Below are 16267 nucleotides of genomic sequence, written 5' to 3'. Positions count from 1 at the left end.
TTAATTCTGGCAGCTTGCTAAAGGAGGTATTTTTTATGAAAAAGAAAAATTTTTGTACCCTAATAACATTTGTGGTGTTACTCTTTAGCAGTCTGTTTACGGTAACTTCTTATGGGGTAAATTCTCCAACGGCAAAAAAAATAGGAAACTCTAATCCACTAATAGACCACAAACTAGGAGCAGACCCTTATGCATTGGTTTATGATGGAAGGGTATACCTTTATATGTCCAGCGATGCTTATGAATACAGTAATGGAAGAATTGTAGAAAATTCATTTAGCAATTTAAACAAAATACATGTCATATCTTCTGCCGATTTGGTAAACTGGACAGACCATGGTGCAATTCCGGTAGCAGGAGCTAATGGTTTAAACGGTGGAAAAGGAATTGCAAAATGGGCATGGGGTTCATGGGCGCCGTCGGCAACATACAAAATAATTGATGGAAAGCCTAAATTTTTCTTATACTTTGCAAATACAGGAGCCGGTATTGGGGTGCTTACAGCAGACAGTCCAATAGGTCCGTGGAAAGATCCCCTTGGAAAACCTTTAGTGGATCATAATACTCCCGGAATGGCCGGGGTAACTTGGCTTTTTGACCCTGCTGTATTGGTAGATGATGATGGAAGCGGATACCTTTACTGCGGAGGAGGTATACCGGATGACACCAATCCTGCATCTATTGCAAATCCCGGAACAGGCAGGGTTATTAAGTTAGGTGACGATATGATTAGTACAGTGGGCAGCGCTGTAAGGATAGATGCACCGTACTTTTTTGAAGCTGCAGAAATACATAAATACAATGGAAAATATTATTATTCATACTGTATTAACTTTGCAGGTACGCATCCTCCTGAGTATCCTAAAGGAGAAATTGCCTACATGGTAAGCGATAATCCTATGGGACCGTTTACTTATAAAGGGACTTTTTTGAGAAATCCTTCGGTGTTTTTTGGGGTAGGGGGCAATAATCACCATACTACATTTAATTTCAGGGGTGAGTGGTATGTGGCGTATCATTCCCAGACTGTAAGCCTGGCACAGACAGGAGCAGGAAGGGGCTACCGCTCTCCAAACATAAATAAGATGGAGATGAATCCTGACGGGACAATTAAACAAGTACAGGGGGATTACAAAGGGGTTGCTCAGCTTGTAAATCTTGACCCCTATAAGAGAAATGAAGCAGAAACCATTGGATGGAATGCGGGAATATCAACTGAAGACTGTCAGGCTCCGGGTGGACCTTTATACAATCAAAATGTGGCAAATATAAATAACAATGACTGGATAGGCGTTGGAAATGTGGATTTTGGTTCGGTTGGTGCAACTGAATTTATAGCAAATGTGGCGTCTGATACTAAAGGCGGAAGGATAGAAATACGCTTAGGAAGCCCTACAGGTACTCTTGTTGGTACCCTTAATGTTGGAAATACAGGTGGATGGCAGAAATGGGAACTTGTAAAAACCAGTGTCAATAATGTGACAGGTGTCCATGATGTATTCTTTGTTTTTAAAGGTGACGATTCTAACTACCTTTTTAACATTGATTACTGGCAGTTTGTAGAAGGTGAAGGACAGAATGATGACGGCAATGATGATGGAGATGATGATGAAGAGGAAGAAAGTGAAAAAGATGCATTTTCCAGAATAGAAGCAGAAGATTTTAGCAGTTATAACTCGTCAACCCTTGAAGTAATAGGTACTCCAAACAATTCAGAAGGTATAGGATATATAGAAAGAGGGAATTATGTAGTATATAAGAATGTGAACTTTGGCAAAGGTGCAGTATCTTTTAAAGGAATGGTTGCATCTGAACTTGCTACTAATATTGAATTGAGACTAAATAGCCCTACAGGTACTCTTATAGGTACATTGAAGGTGGGAATTACAGAAGGCTGGAATGAGTACGAAGAACAAACTTGCAGTGTTAGCGGGGCTGAAGGGGTAAATGATTTATATCTTGTATTTTCAGGACCTGTAAATATTGACTGGTTTACATTTGAAGGTGAGGAAAAAGACAGGGTAATTTTAGGTGATATAAATGGAGATGGGATAATTAACACAACTGATGCTACATTATTGGGAAGGCACTTACTTGAAATAAGGCCTCTTACAGGAGATGCTCTTTTAAGTGCAGATATAAATAAAGACGGCAATATAGACACATTAGACTATGCTATGCTTACAAGGCATATATTAGAGATTATTTCGCTGAATTAATTAAGATTAAAAGGAGGCTATTTAATTGAAAAAACAGGGATTTAATCCGTATCTTCCGTCATGGGAATACATTCCTGACGCAGAACCATATGTTTTTAATGACAGGGTTTATATTTATGGTTCTCATGACCGCTTTAACGGCTATGCCTATTGTTTAAATGACTATGTATGCTGGTCAGCACCTGTAGATGATCTTTCAGACTGGCGCTACGAAGGAGTTATTTATAAAAAAACCGATGTAGAAAATAATGAGGACGGAGACAGTTGTCTGTATGCCCCTGATGTGACAGTGGGACCTGATGGAAGATATTATTTATACTATGTTGACAGCAAACGCTCTATAGTATCTGTTGCTGTTTGTGACACACCTGCAGGGAGATATAAGTTTCATGGATATGTGCGCTATCCCGATGGTACCATTTTAGGTGAAAGGGAAGGGGATGAGCCTCAATTTGACCCGGCAGTACTTACAGAAGGGGACAGGACGTATCTTTATACTGGTTTTTGTCCTATAGGGGACAGGTCAAGATCCGGGGCTATGGCAACAGTACTTGGACCTGATATGCTTACAATTATTGAAGAGCCTGTTATTGTTGCACCAAGTGAGCCTTATAGTAAAGGCAGCGGTTTTGAAGGTCATGAGTTTTTTGAAGCACCTTCAATCAGAAAAAGAGGGGATACTTATTACTTTATATATTCCTCAATTGTTTATCATGAATTGTGCTATGCTACCAGTAAACATCCTACAAAAGGTTTTAAATTCAGAGGGGTTATTGTAAGCAATAATGATATTCATATAAGTTCCTACAAACCTCCTCAAAAACCTATGTATTATGGAGGCAACAACCACGGCAGTATTGTAGAGATAAACGGCAAATGGTATGTATTTTACCACAGGCATACAAATGGGACTAATTTCAGCAGACAAGGCTGTATGGAAGAAATACAATTTTTAGAAGATGGCACAATACCCCAGGTTGAAATGACTTCCTGTGGTTCTAACAACGGTCCTTTAAGAGGATTAGGAGAGTATCCTGCCTATATAGCCTGCAATTTATTTTGTAATGATGAAGAACCGTATACAGATTTTACAGGAGCTTGGATGGATAAACAGTTTCCTAAAATCACCCAGGACGGAAAAGACGGAGACGAAGAAATAGGTTATATTGCTAATATGAAGGATTCAGCTACCGCAGGCTTTAAGTATTTTGATTGTAAGGGAATAAATAGAGTTAAAATTAAAGTAAGAGGATATTGTAGAGGGCATTTTGAAGTAAAGACATCCTGGAGTGGCGAAGTTCTTGGAAAAATAGAAGTTGGTTTTTCTAATGTATGGAAGGAATATTCAGCTGACATTTCAATTCCCGACGGTATAAATGCGTTGTATTTTACGTATAAAGGAGAAGGCAGTGCAAGCTTGGCTTCTTTTACATTAGAAAAATGATAATTTATGCATAAATTATACAAAAACAAACCTCCTTAGGGTGTATATGGCAAAAAAATATACACCCTGCACATTTTCACTTGAATACGGACTAGTATATGGACTGCAAAAATGTTATAAAAAAAGCATAATTTTAAATTACTTGACAAAATAATCTACATATTTTATAATGAAATTAACGCGCGTTAGTAACTAATGTTGCTACTATATATTAATCAATGTACTTTTATTTGTTGCATTTCAAGATGCATTTCTATATAAAAACCGGCATATCAAAGGTGTGTAAATTTATGTTTTTTAGGGAGGTATAAAATGGTTAAAAAGTCTTTTTCCTCTTTTTTATTGGTGAGTGTACTTTTGTGCACATTTATATTTGCTTTTTCCACAAATGTTTTTTCATCAAAGCCAATGACAACGACATATTTTGAGTCTGACTTTTCAAGGCATGATGCAAATATATGGGAAAAAGCTGATTGGGACAACGGGGACGTATTTAATTGTATGTGGAGACCCAGCCAGGTTACAGTAGGAAATGGTAAAATGATACTTACATTGGATAAGGATTACGACCCAAGCCACGAATACCCGTATAAAAGTGGTGAGTACAGGACTACTTCATATTTTGGATATGGGTATTTTGAAGTGAGAATGAAACCTGCAAAAAATCCAGGTATAGTGTCATCATTTTTTACATATACCGGTCCATGGGATGGGGATCCATGGGATGAAATAGACATTGAGTTTCTTGGAAAAGATACAACTATGGTTCAATTTAACTGGTGGAAGGATGGAAAAGGTGGAAATGAGTATTACCACCATTTAGGTTTTGATGCTTCACAGAGTTTTAATACTTATGGTTTTGACTGGAAACCGGACTCAATTGATTTTTATGTAAACGGGGTTAAGGTATATACAGGCTATGGAAATATACCGCGCACACCGGGTAAAATAATGATGAATTTATGGCCAGGCAGAAATGTTGATGAATGGCTGGCGCCTTATGATGGAAGAACGCCTTTAATGGCTGAGTACGAATATGTAAGATATTATCCGAATGGTTTTCCAGGTAACAACCCAACACCTACTCCGTCACCATCACCAACGCCAACACCAGGCAGTAAAGGGGATATAAACGGTGATGGGGTAATAAATACAAATGATTACGTATTGCTTAAAAGATATATACTTGAAGAAATGGATTTTCCTGATTACAGGCAAAGGCAAATTGCTGATGTAAATAACGATGGTGTAATTAACACATTGGATGCAGCACTCTTGAGCCGTTATATCCTGGAAATTATAAAAAGCTTTTAATTTATACTTTTGAAATACTGTTTAAGGTTATGAAAATCTTCCTCAATTTTTCAAACCTTAAAATAAATAAAATCCAGCCGCCCGGATTAACAAAATGGCGGCTGGATTTATTTTTGTTAAAGATTTAAATATTAATCAGATAATACACTCCTGCAGGATTTTCTTTTTACCATTTTTACATCTATTATTTTTTCTACAGGTTCTATAGCACCCTTTTCAACTGATTCTATAAGTAATCTAGTAGCAGTTTTTGCAATTTCAGACAAACAAATATTAACAGTGGTAAGTGGGGGAGACATATATTCTGATATTTTAATATTATCAAAACCAATTATTGAGATGTCATCAGGAATTTTTAAATTTGACTCCTCAATAGCTTTATATGCTCCTATTGCCATGGTATCGTTGCACACAAACACTGCTGTTGGAAGTTTTGGAGATTGTAAAATACTTTTCATGGCCTGGTATCCGCTAGGTTCTGTAAAATCACCATACCCGATAAAATTATCCGGCAAATCTATATTATAATCCTTTAAGGCTTGTTTAAAACCTTCAAACCTGGTTTTGCCAGAGAGTTTTTCCAAATCCCCTGTCACTATACCAATATTTTTATGTCCAAGTTCAATAAAATGTTTTGCTATATCGTAAGCTGATTGGTAATTGTTTGTATTTATGTATATGGCCTTATCTTTATTGGAGTTTTCTGTTTCAACATCCACAGCAGCTAAAATAAAGTCCTTTTTCATAAGGTCAAGTATTTTTTTATAATCTTCTTTTCCACTTCCAATAACTACACCGGCATCTATTCTTTTTTCACAGAAAGAACTTTGTATTTTCCACAACTCACTAGAAGAGAAAATGGTGGATACCAAAACGTAATAATGCATTTTATTGGCCTGATCAATAAATGCATTGGTAAATGGGGCAAAGAAAGTGTTGTCATATAGCAGTGCCTCATCATTTTGAATAACATGGTGTGGCTTTTCATTATCTTTAATATCAACTATAAAAAGCCCTAGTGTGGAGCTTTTACTTCCAGCAAGTCTCCTGGCTGATGCATTTGGATAATAATTGTATTCCCTTATTGCTTTTAAAACCTTTTCCCTTGTTGCTTCAGGTATATCAGGATAGTTATTGATTACACGGGATACAGTGCTTCTGGATACTCCGGCTATTCTTGCAATGTCTTCACTTGTCATAAATTAACCATTCCTTTATAGCAAATTTAGTTTTTTATAAAAATTAAATTTATATATTCTGTATTTTTTATTTATAGTATATCATATAATTTTTTAATCTCCATAAAAGTTTACGCCATCCTTTATTAGAAAGGATGGCGTAACTTTGAGGGGTATTTCTATTTTATTATTACAGTTGCAATGGATTTTGCAGGTAAAACAAGAGTGTTGTTACCATTTAAGCTTCCAATAAATTCTGCTTTTTCGTTTTCACTTGTTCTGTATATTTCAGAACTGGATGCTGTAAAGTTATTAAAGTCCAGTGCTACTGTTTGGGAATTTGATGATGTATTTAATAAAACAACAGATATAGACTTATTGTCCGGTGAAATATAGGCGGATATCTTTATGTCATCTGAATTTGCCGATGCGTCAACACGGGTATATCCAGGTCTTATAAACTTAGCGTACTGTTTTAAAACATAGTATTTGTCGTCTATAATATATCCACCTGGTGTTGTCCACTGTCCTTTATCCCAAGGGAATTCTATTGTCACAAGACCTCCGCTTTCACCCCAAATGAGATCCCAGTACAAGTACATGGATACATCACCGTTAACAAGACAGTTGTGAATAATCCATGCAGTATTAAATGCATCACCACGGTAAAATTCTGTCTGATATTTAGGTATATTCGGATATTTGTTTTTAATTTTCATTAATTCTTGATTAAATGAATCAGGCTGGTTTTCATCTCCTCCATGATATAGGTGGAAAGCTAAGCCGTCTAAATAGTCGGTATTTATAAGATTCATATATCCGTCAAAATTATTATATCCAATGCCAAGAACTTCAGGACCTAATATTTTAGGAGGGTTATCCATGCTGCTATTGAGTTTTTTATAGACTGCCTCAAGAGCTTTTGCATAAACTGCATTGTTTCCGTTTTCGTCCTTGTCAAAGATACAGGACTCATATCCGGTTTCTATATCAGGCTCATTTTGTATACTGATATAATCAGGAACCACACCGATTTTTTCGTATTCCTTTAATGATTCGTACCAATAGTTGGCAAATTTATCATATACAAATTCACCATTTTCTTTTTTTAGTGTTCCGCCTGCAGCGGAATTATTTGATTTTAAATAAGCAGGGGGAGTCCATGAAGACATCATTATTTTTAATTCTTCACCCACGGATTTCTTAGCTTCACTGACGATTTCTTTTGCATGGTCGTCAAAAGAAGGTTCATTTTCATATGTTATGTACCAGTTATTGAGGCGAAGTACACTAAGACCAAGTTCATTGAATATAACATCATATATTTCTGCTTTATTTGGATGGTCTATAAGCCAATTTTGATAATAAGCAATGGATGCTCCAAAACCTTCAATTACCTGATGTCTTGTACTGGTATCAATGGATGCGTAAACAGCTCCGGTTGAAACAGGGAATTCTTTTATAACACCTAGTATATATCTACTCATGAGTGTGGCATCTAATGAGTTTATTTCATCATCCCCGTTTAAATCAGCTGCTTTCGTATTGCCTACAGGAAATTTATTAATTACGCCTAATGCATATCTTTGTAACAATACATAATCCATTGTATCTACATTTTCATCCCCGTTTAAATCACCATAAAAAATGGAGCTTCCTAAAGTATTATAGCTGATTTTTTTCTCTGTATTAGCAAATACAGAACCTGGTAAATAAAAAGCGGAAAAAATCAGTACACTTACTAAAAGAAATACAAGCTTATTAGTTTTGCAATTTTTCACAATATTACCTCCTTATAAATTTTATATCTTTGTAAATTTTATATTATATTTATCCGATATATTTCTTTAATTTTATGTACACACCCACACTTTAATGATATCTCTTTTCTAGGTGTAGTTCTATGATTTTTTTTATAATATAATTGATATATCTTCTATTGGCAGAGCTTTATTATAGATTGATGAAAAAATCGGCATAACTTAAAAATACTCCTTCTTGAAATATCAGATAAGATATTTCATAGAAAGAGTATTTTTTGAAATTATTAAATTAAATTATTTAGAATTATTTAATTATTGCAGCGTAAATAATGTCCTCAATTTTATCCTCTAAAGCTTCTTTTTCAGCTTTAATCTGATCATTTAAACTTTTTTCTGTTTCTTTTAGTTCTTTTTCAGCATCTTTGTCAACAGGTTTATTTTCTCTTAATGCTTTTAATTCTTCTTTTACTTTTTCTTTCTGTTCTTCTAATTCAGCAATTTTTTCGCCAAATGCAACGTATGCTTCTTCTATTTCTGCTATAACGTCTTCACCGTATTTTGCAACTAGTTTAATTCTATCAATTTTATTATGTAATTCATCTCTTTTTTCTTTTAACTCATCGTGTAGTGCTTTTTCTTCTTCTTTAAGCTCTGCAATTGCTTCTTCATCAACGTTTTCAGCATCTTTTAATTCACGGATTTGTGCTTTAATAGCTTCAATTTGTTCTTTAATAGCCTCTTCTTCTTCTTTAAAATCAGCTTTTAAAGCTTCAATTTCATTAGCAGCTTCTTCGCCAAACTCTCCAACTAATTTTATTCTTTCAATTTTCTTATTCATTGCATCTCTTTTTTCTTTTAATTCATCATGTAGTGCTTTTTCTTCTTCTTTAAGCTCTGCAATTGCTTCTTCATCAACGTTTTCAGCATCTTTTAATTCACGGATTTGTGCTTTAATAGCTTCAATTTGTTCTTTAATAGCCTCTTCTTCTTCTTTAAAATCAGCTTTTAAAGCTTCAATTTCGTTAACAGCGTCTTCACCATATTTTGCAACTTTTTTAATTCTTTCAATTTTCTTATTTACAGCATCTCTTTTTTCTTTTAATTCATCATGTAGTGCTTTTTCTTCTTCTTTAAGCTCTGCAATTGCTTCTTCATCAACGTTTTCAGCATCTTTTAATTCACGGATTTGTGCTTTAATAGCTTCAATTTGTTCTTTAATAGCCTTTTCTTCTTCTTTAAAACCAGCTTTTAAAGCTTCAATTTCATTAGCAGCTTCCTCACCATATTTAACAACCATTTTTACTTTTTCAATAACATTGTGTAATTCATCTTTTTTAGCTTTTAATTTGTCATGTAGTGCTTTTTCTTGCTCTTTAAGCTCTTCAACAGCTTCTTCATCTACTGGATTTACTTTTCTTAAATTTTTAATTCCATTGCGAATAGCTTTTAGACTTTCTTCAATTTCGGCAATTTCTGCTTCATATTTTGCTTTAATTTCTGCTACTTCTTTCTTTTCAACAATAGATTCAACATACTTAGGGTGAATAATTTCACCAATTGATTTGTTTTGAACATCCTTTGAAGCAAAGGTACTGTTTAGAAAAATACCTGCTGATAGTGAAAATACCAATGTTCCTGTTGCTAAAAACCCTACAACTTTCTTCATTTTGCATTCTCCTTTTCTTAATTTTTTTTCTTTCGTCCAAGTCCTTCGGCAATGGAAAATTTTTTTGTTCGGACTGTTTATAAAATTTTTTAGATTTATAATTTTAAAATATTTTAGTACAATCTATATAGACTTACCTAATGGACCAGTCTAACCGAATAAAAATAAAGATGTTATTCGAATACCCTGATATAGGGAGGGAATATTTATTGATAAGTTTTAAACCACGCAATATATTAGGATACGAGAAAGATTCTTTTTTAGAAATTATAAAAAAAATTAAAGATGGAGACGTTGTGCTTAGAAATAAATTCATTGATGATTTTAAACCCTTTATTTTGAAATGTGTTTATCAAATGGTGGGGCAAAAAGATGATTTAGAACAATGTGATGAATATAGTATTGCCTTAATTGCCTTTAACGAAGCTATTGAAGCCTATGATTTAAATAGAAAAACTAAGTTTGTCAGCTTTTCAAAACAGGTAATAAGAAGGCGGCTTATAGATTATTTAAGGAGTACGAAAAGAAACAATGCTACGATACCATTTTCATGTTTCAATGAATACGAGTCTAATAGCTTTGAAGAAATGTACTTACATGATAAAGGGGCAGATTACAGCAGTGATTTTGATTTTAAAGAAGAAATTAAAAATTTAGAGTTAAAAATGTGTGAATATAAAGTAAAACTTGAGGACTTAATTAAATGTTCTCCTAAACATCGTGATACCATATGTTCTTGCCTTAATATAGCGAATCTTATTATAGAGGACAAATCTTTATATGAAAAATTTGCAACAAAAAAAACTCTTCCGTACAAAGAGTTGACAGAGCGTGTTAAACTATGCCGCAGGACTCTTGAAAGAAACAGAAAATTTATTATTGCTATGGTTTTTGTACTTAAAAGTGAACTTGAAGTGTTAAAAAAATATATATATGATACTATAGGACGGTGAAATATTATGTCAAATAAAAAGGGGACTATTTTAAAAATTAAAAATAATTTGGCTATTATAATGACCAGTGATTGTAAAATTGTTTCTATAAGGAAACAACCAGGCATGTATGCAGGTCTGGAAATTTCTTTTAATGAAAAAGAGATTGTGTATAAAAGGAGTAAAATTAATTTTGCATCTGGAATTGTTGCAGGGCTTGCTGCAGTATTTATAATTATGTTTATTTTTTTCAATTCATTTAATAGTTATGGGGCATATGCATATGTCACAATAGATTCTGATACCAGTATAGAATTTGAACTGGATAAAAATAATAAAGTACGAAAAGTTAATTACTTTAATGATGGTGCAAATGAATTATTAAAAGAATCAGAGTTGAAAGATAAATATATAGATGTTGCCATAAGAGAAGTAATTGAAAAATTCAATTTAAGAGAGTCAACTGTGTTAATATCGGCATGTTTAAAAGAGGGAAAAAACAAACCCCATGCCAAAACCAAAAAAGAGTCCCAAAAGTTTAGTAAGTTGATAGATATTTGTAAGAATGCTGTTGAAGACAGTATTAGTGAAGATGCACAGTCAAAAGTAGTGGGTGTTTCTTATGACTACAAAAGATTGGCAGATGCAAACAAAACATCTATAGGCAGGACTATTATCTATGAGAAGGCTAAAGAACAAAAGGTTGATCTTGATATTGAAGAGATAAAAACCAAGAGTATCGGGGAAACTTTAGAGAAGGTTAAAATTGACGATGTGGGTGTTGTTTATGATGTGAAAAAGGTTAAAAAACCTGCTCTAAAACCTGAGAAAAAAGATTCGCTAAAACCAAAACCACATCTAAAAAAGGAGGAAAAAGATCCAAAATCGGTAGTAGAAGCAAAGGACAAGCATCAAGAAAAATTAGATTCAGAAAAAAAGGATAAAGTAGAAGAAAGACCATTACCAAAACCAAAGAATAATGATAAAGAAAAAACAGAACCGGAAGAAAAGGCAGGTCCAAAGGAAAAAGTAAAGGAAAAAGATGAGACAGAACCGGAAGGAAAGGCAGATCCAAAGGAAAAAGAAAAGGGTAAAGAAGAAGAACCAGGAGCAGAAGAAAAGACAGGTCCAAAGGAAAAAGAAAAGGGAAAAGGAGAAGAACCAGGAGTAGAAGAAAAGACAGATCCAAAGGAAAAAGAAAGGGGAAAAGGAGAAGAGCCAGGAGCAGAAGAAAAGACAGATCCAAAGGAAAAAGAAAAGGGTAAAGAAGAAGAGCCAGGAGCAGAAGAAAAGACAGATTCAAAGGAAAAAGAAAAGGGTGAAGGAGAAGAGACAGAAGTAGAAGAAAAGACAGATCCAAAGGAAAAAGAAAAGGATAAAGAAGAAGCACAATCAGAAGAAAAATCAGGTTCAAAGGAAAAGTCAAAGGATAAAGAAGAAGAGATATAGGCAGAAGAAAAGACAGATCCAAAGAAAAAGTCAATAGATAATACTTAAAAAAAGAGAACCAAAAAAGATCAATACAAATAAAGAACCATAAAGTATAAACCTTAATAAAAAAGCAGGCATAACAAGCCTGCTTAAATTATTGGAATTGTATATTATTTACATTAAATACGCATTAAATTTTTGCCGTTTATTTTTTGTCTAAATTGTGATCTTTAATAAATTTTTCTATAACGTCATTAAGATTTGGTTTGGTAACTTCATCCAATTCATAATGTACACGGGTATATGGTTTATTTATATGAATAACCCTGGAAAGGTCTATAGGAGTGCCTATAATAACAGCATCACAATCGGTTTTGTTTATTGTTTCCTCCAGGTCTTTCAGTTGTTGCTCACCATAACCCATGGCAGGCAAGAGTCTTCCAATATTTGGATAGATGTTGAAGGTTTCTTTTAGTTTTCCGACAGTGTATGGACGTGGGTCCACTAATTCTGCCGCTCCGATTCTTTCGGCAGCAACTGTTCCGGCACCTATTTTCATTTCACCATGGGTTAAAGTTGGGCCGTCTTCTACAACTAAAACCCTCTTGCCTTTAATTATATCAGGCTTGTCCACTGTTATTTTTGAGTCAGCTTTAATAATTTGAGCTTTAGGATTAACTTTCTTTATGTTTGCTTCCACTATATCTATTCCTTCTTTGCTGGCACTGTCTATTTTATTTATAACTGCTACATCCGCCATCCTTAAGCAAACTTCTCCCGGATAATAACTTAGCTCATGACCTGGGCGGTGAGGATCCACTATTGTTACAGTTAAGTCTGCATGGTAGAATGAGAAATCATTGTTGCCACCATCCCATAAAATCACATCGCAGCCATCGGGATCATTTTCTGCACTGCGGAGTATAGCTTCATAATCAACACCGGCGTATATAATGTTTCCACGTATTACATGGGGTTCGTATTCTTCCATTTCTTCAATGGTACATTTATGTTTCTTTAAATCTTCAATTGTAGCAAAGCGCTGTACTTTTTGTGCCACCAAGTCACCATAAGGCATAGGGTGTCTTACAGCAACAACTTTAAGATTGTTTTCCATTAAAAGTTCAATTATCTTTCTGGAAGTCTGGCTTTTTCCTGAACCTGTACGAACAGCACAAACTGATATTACCGGTTTTGTACTTTTTAGTGCTGTGTTTTTAGGTCCAAGGAGTGTAAAGTCCGCTCCTGCAGAGTTGACGATAGCGGATATATTCATTATAGTTTGGTAGCTTACATCACTGTAAGCAAAGACACATTCGTCCACATCCAGCTCTTTTATTAATTCTGGCAATCTGTCTTGTGAATAAATGGGTATTCCGTCAGGATATAAGCTGCCTGCTAATTCTGCAGGATACTTTCTATCATCAATATCCGGTATTTGTGCTGCTGTAAAGGCTACCACATTATAGAGTTCATTGTCACGGTAGCACATGTTGAAATTATGAAAATCCCGGCCGGCTGCGCCAATAATAATTATGTTTTTCCTCTTCATAATCATATCCCCTTACTTAAATATCTTTTTTATTGTCATCATTAACAGTATAACAGAAAAAATATCTAATGAAATATTTTTTTTATAATTTTTTCAATTTTTAATGCGGCAATATAAAAAATATTAAATGGCTGTAAATAGAAATGTATAATTTGTAAAATCTATTTACAGCCTTAATTTGATAATTTCAAATAGGTGTAAAACTTTATATAACTGCAACTAATAATTGCTGCTAATATTGGGGATTTAGAGATAGCATCATCTAAAAATTTTATAAGTTCACTATATTTATTGAGATTTAAAAAAATAGCAATCTTATCATTTAATTCTTCCTGTTCATTTGCGTAAGTTAAAATGCTAAATGATGAGATTGACATAAAGGTGTAAACCAGTAGTAAAACCTTGATGAAAAATTTAAATTTTTTTCCCCAATTTTTTTGCCTCCGTTTTGTTTTTGAACAACTAAATAACAAATCCAGTTTAATAATGGCATTATTATTTAATTATACCTTAAGTATTTTAAGTAATTATACCATACTTTGAGAAAAATAAAGTTAGCGTAAAGTTATTGTAGGGAATGAGACATAAAATACCATATATAATTGAAAAGAAGATGACATCCTGTTAAGATATTAATTAACCAAAAATAATAAATAGAAAGGATGACATCTTCTATGTATAATAGTATACAACATTTTAATGAATTTGGGGTAAAAAGAATTGAAAAGATAGCGTCAATTTATTGTAGGAAAAAGAAAAGTAGATGGCATCCCATTTTTTATACAACTATTTCAAATAACGGTCTCTTAGTAACGAGAGTATTTTGCATAATTTGCATGCTGAGCTAATTATTTTCTTTTATAACTCCTCTAACTTATTCTCTATTATACCATATAACTCTTTCTTCCTATAAAGAATCCATTTTACTCAATGATTGTCACAAATCAGTACATTTTGTTATCTATGTTCCTTCACATTTTAACGCTACTTTTAAAAGAAAAAAGTATTTCTATTGTACCATTTTCCATTTTGTCAAGGCTAAAACAAGCGGGCAAAGCCCGGCCTTGACAAGTAGTAGGACTTCGCGGGTCATGGTACTAAAGTTTTGCTTTTTTCTTTTCTTTTTCTTTTTTTATGTTTTTTCTTTTTCTTTGTCTTTTTTCCAGATATGTATAATTCCTATTGGATAGGCTTACTTGTAAACTTTCCCGTAATTTTTGCTTTATTATTACCTCATCCCTATCCGCATATACCTATAATACGCCTTAATTCTTTATATAAACCAGTTTTACACCCCTTATGAATAACAGTTAAATTACTATTCCATACACTCTCATACCTGTTTGATGACTTCTTTAATTCCTTAATTAATTTTTCCTGAATTTCTTGCCTACTAGCTGCTAACTTTTTTTGTTTTTGTGCCATAACTATGTCATATACCTTACCGCCATTCTTCTTGTATATTATCAGCTTTGACATCTTTTCTACACCTTTTCTCGACCAGCCTTTAGGTCTTGAACTTAAACGGGATGAAAATACATGACTCACATGACCTTCAGCACTACAACCCACTATTCTTGTGTTTGACCTTATTTCTATACCATCCCAATTATTTAAAATATATCGCTTTGCACTTTTTATAGCCTTTATTTTACTTTCATTATCGCCTGTCTTTTCGATTATCTTTTTAAAAACCTTTGTTAGCTTTTTTTTATCAGATAAATTCAATGCGTCCTGTAAATCTTGGCTTATTGCTTCATCATTTAAATGTGTGGTTGCAACTCTTACATATTTTTGAAGATGATATCTATCAAGTACAAATTTACTTTTTGAAAGCCAGTTAACTCCTTGCCTTATCCATGACGCCCCATCTCCTGATATATACACCGTCTCTAAAAAATCAACGTCATATTGTTTATATATGTATTCCGATACTTCAAGCCACAAATTTTCTGAATTACTATACACACCCCCAAAATATCGAACATTCTTTAATACTTTTCTCTTCTTATTACTTTTTTCAAAGTCAATTCCCTCATGCACATATACAAGTTTTGGCATAATTGTATTTCTCTTGCCCTTCTCATTCTGTCTTAATGTGCTTTTTTGTTGTAATGCTACATGATCCTCGTCTGCCTCAACATACAATATTTTTACTTTTCTCTTTTTATCTACTTTTATTTCAGGCTCAACTATTTCAATATTATGTATTTTATTCATCACAGCTTGTTTGCTGATTTCATCAATATATGTCGCCTTTTCTCCTGCCTTTCTGTAGCTGCTGTCAGCTGCTTCTTCTATTGCATTAATTACAACATCGGCACTTACTCTGTCATGTGGTTCTACACCTACAATCCTGTCGACCAGGTGTTGTCTATTACCATTTTCCTTATGCTTAAAATATGTCCTGTTATAACTTAGTGTTCCAAATGTCGTTAAAATAGCTGTTTTATCTTTTCTTATAATTTCCCAATACTGTTTCCTTATTTCACAGTTACGTAAATATTCATCCATATCTTCAAGCACTTGTTTTATCTTTTCTTATAATTTCCCAATACTGTTTCCTTATTTCACAGTTACGTAAATATTCATCCATATCTTCAAGCACTTCTTTAAGTATATCGCGTCCAAGTTTAAATAAATCTTCTTTCAGACCAAGAATAAGATCAGCTAAGTCTTTTCCTTCTTCAATAAAATTTTTTATCTTTTTTTCAATTCTTTTTGCCCCAAATTCATTAAAATGTTGTATACTATTATACATAGAAGAT

11 protein-coding genes are annotated in these 16267 nt (G+C 33.5%); 5 read left to right on the top strand and 6 right to left on the bottom strand.

The window, feature by feature from the left end; translation table 11 throughout:
• Positions 1-35: 35 nt before the first annotated feature.
• From HVS_RS09045 to bglS, 3 genes are all read left to right on the top strand, one after another.
• Positions 36-2219 (top strand): carbohydrate-binding protein, encoded by a 2184-nt coding sequence (locus HVS_RS09045; RefSeq protein ID WP_101301462.1) that lies wholly within the window; start codon positions 36-38, stop codon positions 2217-2219.
• Between the two features lie 25 nt (positions 2220-2244).
• Positions 2245-3663: a family 43 glycosylhydrolase gene (locus HVS_RS09040; protein WP_101301460.1), complete on the top strand. Its 1419-nt coding sequence runs from the start codon at positions 2245-2247 to the stop codon at positions 3661-3663.
• Positions 3664-3975: 312 nt separating this feature from the next.
• On the top strand, positions 3976-4977 hold the full coding sequence (bglS, locus tag HVS_RS09035; protein ID WP_101301458.1) for a beta-glucanase: 1002 nt from the start codon (positions 3976-3978) through the stop codon (positions 4975-4977).
• A gap of 131 nt (positions 4978-5108) precedes the next feature.
• On the opposite strand, the gene HVS_RS09030 is transcribed toward bglS, so the two are convergent.
• The 3 genes from HVS_RS09030 to HVS_RS09020 form a co-directional block, all read right to left on the bottom strand.
• On the bottom strand, positions 5109-6176 hold the full coding sequence (locus tag HVS_RS09030) for a LacI family DNA-binding transcriptional regulator (protein WP_101301456.1): 1068 nt from the start codon (positions 6174-6176) through the stop codon (positions 5109-5111).
• Between the two features lie 158 nt (positions 6177-6334).
• Complete coding sequence (locus tag HVS_RS09025) at positions 6335-7936, bottom strand: dockerin type I domain-containing protein (protein ID WP_101301454.1); 1602 nt, start codon at positions 7934-7936, stop codon at positions 6335-6337.
• A 286-nt stretch (positions 7937-8222) separates the two neighbouring features.
• Positions 8223-9584, bottom strand: coding sequence for a coiled-coil domain-containing protein (locus HVS_RS09020; RefSeq protein ID WP_101301451.1), 1362 nt, complete (start codon positions 9582-9584; stop codon positions 8223-8225).
• Between the two features lie 209 nt (positions 9585-9793).
• Between HVS_RS09020 and sigI the strand changes: the two genes are divergently transcribed.
• Positions 9794-10537 (top strand): RNA polymerase sigma-I factor, encoded by a 744-nt coding sequence (gene sigI / locus HVS_RS09015; protein WP_235827670.1) that lies wholly within the window; start codon positions 9794-9796, stop codon positions 10535-10537.
• A gap of 6 nt (positions 10538-10543) precedes the next feature.
• Positions 10544-11965 (top strand): anti-sigma factor domain-containing protein, encoded by a 1422-nt coding sequence (locus HVS_RS16775; protein ID WP_242971538.1) that lies wholly within the window; start codon positions 10544-10546, stop codon positions 11963-11965.
• Between the two features lie 187 nt (positions 11966-12152).
• Here the strand turns inward: HVS_RS16775 and HVS_RS09005 are convergent, their stop codons facing one another.
• From HVS_RS09005 to HVS_RS17200, 3 genes are all read right to left on the bottom strand, one after another.
• The gene (locus tag HVS_RS09005; protein WP_101301446.1) at positions 12153-13499 is read right to left on the bottom strand and encodes a cyclic 2,3-diphosphoglycerate synthase; all 1347 of its coding nucleotides are present in this window, start codon (positions 13497-13499) and stop codon (positions 12153-12155) included.
• Between the two features lie 1239 nt (positions 13500-14738).
• The gene (locus tag HVS_RS09000; protein WP_242971537.1) at positions 14739-16025 is read right to left on the bottom strand and encodes an ISLre2 family transposase; all 1287 of its coding nucleotides are present in this window, start codon (positions 16023-16025) and stop codon (positions 14739-14741) included.
• Positions 16018-16260 (bottom strand): hypothetical protein, encoded by a 243-nt coding sequence (locus HVS_RS17200; protein ID WP_242971536.1) that lies wholly within the window; start codon positions 16258-16260, stop codon positions 16018-16020. The genes HVS_RS09000 and HVS_RS17200 overlap by 8 nt, the downstream gene beginning before the upstream one ends.
• Positions 16261-16267 lie beyond the last annotated feature (7 nt).

Source organism: Acetivibrio saccincola, from assembly GCF_002844395.1.
In the GTDB taxonomy this organism is placed as follows: domain Bacteria; phylum Bacillota; class Clostridia; order Acetivibrionales; family Acetivibrionaceae; genus Herbivorax; species Herbivorax saccincola.
The sequence above is the reverse complement of the archived record's forward strand: the minus strand, read 5'-3'. Positions and strand labels throughout refer to the sequence as shown.

Coding starts and splice junctions, on each gene's coding strand:
- HVS_RS09005 (WP_101301446.1), bottom strand. CDS start 13,499: ATGAAGAGGAAAAACATAATTATTATTGGCGCAGCCGGCCGGGATTTT.
- HVS_RS17200 (WP_242971536.1), bottom strand. CDS start 16,260: ATGTATAATAGTATACAACATTTTAATGAATTTGGGGCAAAAAGAATT.
- HVS_RS09020 (WP_101301451.1), bottom strand. CDS start 9,584: ATGAAGAAAGTTGTAGGGTTTTTAGCAACAGGAACATTGGTATTTTCA.
- HVS_RS09030 (WP_101301456.1), bottom strand. CDS start 6,176: ATGACAAGTGAAGACATTGCAAGAATAGCCGGAGTATCCAGAAGCACT.
- HVS_RS16775 (WP_242971538.1), top strand. CDS start 10,544: ATGTCAAATAAAAAGGGGACTATTTTAAAAATTAAAAATAATTTGGCT.
- HVS_RS09045 (WP_101301462.1), top strand. CDS start 36: ATGAAAAAGAAAAATTTTTGTACCCTAATAACATTTGTGGTGTTACTC.
- bglS (WP_101301458.1), top strand. CDS start 3,976: ATGGTTAAAAAGTCTTTTTCCTCTTTTTTATTGGTGAGTGTACTTTTG.